This window comes from Streptococcus mitis (genome assembly GCF_001074635.1).
GTDB classification, from domain to species: domain Bacteria; phylum Bacillota; class Bacilli; order Lactobacillales; family Streptococcaceae; genus Streptococcus; species Streptococcus mitis_E.
Genome location: NZ_JUQO01000181.1, coordinates 1 through 2,111 on the forward strand (window position 1 = coordinate 1; position 2,111 = coordinate 2,111).

At 36.4% G+C, this 2,111-nt stretch carries 2 protein-coding genes and 1 pseudogene; all 3 read left to right on the plus strand.

From position 1 onward, the window contains the following. Window positions 1-83, plus strand: a pseudogene (locus ADI58_RS10855) (ABC transporter ATP-binding protein); the annotation flags it as partial. Next, window positions 64-1,701, plus strand: coding sequence for a hypothetical protein (locus tag ADI58_RS07355; RefSeq protein ID WP_049522035.1), 1,638 nt, complete (start codon window positions 64-66; stop codon window positions 1,699-1,701). The pseudogene ADI58_RS10855 and the gene ADI58_RS07355, both read left to right, overlap by 20 nt. Before the next feature lie 71 nt (window positions 1,702-1,772). Next, complete coding sequence (locus ADI58_RS11670; protein ID WP_080982508.1) at window positions 1,773-2,033, plus strand: hypothetical protein; 261 nt, start codon at window positions 1,773-1,775, stop codon at window positions 2,031-2,033. Window positions 2,034-2,111: the final 78 nt, after the last annotated feature.

Here is a 2,111-nt window from a genome sequence, read left to right on the forward strand (position 1 = left end):
ACCCAGACCAGTCTTTGGAAAGTATCTACCTTAGCCTTGCTGGTAGAAAAGAGGAGGTTTCAGATGCGTCTCAAGGTCATTAAAAAATTAGTTGATATCAATATCCTCTATTCATCTCAAGAAGCTAATCTGGCTAACCTACGAAAGAAGCAGGCTAAGAATCCTGGGAAAAAAGTAAATGTTTCCGCTAGAGTCCTAAGTTCTTACATTTTTTCTAGTCTCTTGATGCTATTAATGTTTATAAATATAGCCTTTCGTTTTCCTTTTGATGAAATGCCAAGTTTTTTTAGTAGCATGGTTGCTATTTTACTGGTGCTTGCCTTTTCAACTTCTTTCACTGCATTTTACAATGTCTTTTATGAGAGTAAGGACTTGGCATCGTATAGGCCCTATGCCTTTAAAGAATCAGAGATTATAATTGCTAAAGGACTGTCTGTTCTCTTGCCAGCTCTAGCTGGAATTGTACCAATCCTAGCTTATTTTCTAGTCCTCTATATTAGGCTAGCTCCTTCTCTTTGGCTGGGCTTGCCTTTGATGCTGCTGTCCTTGGCCTTATTATTTGTCTCTGTTACTTTAGTGATGGTAGTGGCAGTACATTTCTTGGCTCAGACTAGGGTCTTCAGAAAGTATCAGTCTATTTTTTCGAATGTGATGATTGGGATAGGGGTTCTCATACCTTTAATATTTGTCCTCTTTCTACAGTCGACTTTTGGAAGTATTGTTGACAAAGTTAGAGACATTCCATTTCTCCTTTATCCTCTTCATATCTTTTACAAAATAGCAGTGGCTCCTTTTTCGACAGAAGCCATCCTGGGTCTACTCGCTTGGATAGGACTAACTCTCTTCTTGCTTTATCTGACCAAAAAGAAGGTTCTTCCTCATTTTTATGACGTGATTCTGCTTAACAGTGAGGAGAAGGTCAAGAAAGAACGTCGCAATAAGGAGAGAATTTCAACTACTAATAAAAAGGGCTTTTTCCGTATGGTTTTACGCTACCACCTCACCCTCTTGGGACAGGGAACTGGCGTGATTACAGTGCTTTTTACAAGTGCTTTTCTTCCTTATCTCATGATGATCGGTCTGATTTCCAAAATTCGAGATTCTCAGATAGTTCCAGACATTCATCCTCCATACTGGTTACCCTTGTTTTTTATAGCTCTCTTTATAGCAGTTGTCAATAACAATATCACCAGCCTGCATTCAATTGCCTTGTCCTTGGAGAGGGAAAATGTTGATTTTCTGAAGAGTTTACCCTTTGACTTTGCTCGTTATGTGAAAGTGAAATTTTGGATTATATTTGCTGTCCAGTCCTTTTTACCAGTTCTGACTTTACTTGGCCTTTCTCTATATCTAGGCTTGCCCATCCTTTCGATGATTTACCTTCTTGTGGCATGGATCCTTGCCAGTGTCATCCTTTCTTGCCACAATTACTTTAAGGACGTGAAAAATCTGTCAACCAATTGGAGTAGCATTACGGACTTGGTGAACCGTTCAAATCGTATAGTAGCAATAATTTTACTCTTAATTTATAGTGCAATCTTAATGGCCCTTGTAATAGGGAGCTTATTCTTGGTTCAGTCTCTCTCTACTATCCTTGCCATTAGCTTGGGAGTAGGAGTTCTTATCCTTCTGCTTGCTCTTGCTATTTTTGGCTATTATAATTACCTGTCACGCATATTGACAGAAATAGAAAAAAGATGAGATAGTTGGTCTCTCGCTTGATAAATTCAATTCGACAAACGCTTTTATAGTTTGTTAGAATGTAGTTGTAAATTATTAAGATTGGTAATCAAAAATATATAGGGAGGAATGTTTTGAATAAGAAATATAACATAGTTCTATTTTTGTTGTTTATAGTTTATTTATTTGGATATTTTTCAATTTCAAAAACGTTAATTCCTATAATGTGTGTGATCCAAGTATTTTTGATAGAACATATATTTAGAGTTCGAAATAGAATGATGCAGATAGGTGAAATTATAATTATTGTTGCTTCTATAATACTATTTATTGATAGTATATTTAGTTTTTAACAAAAGGCTTCTCTATAAAATCAAATTTTCCAGATACCTGCTGAAGCTGATTTACCTCCTCTCTACCTACAATCTCAC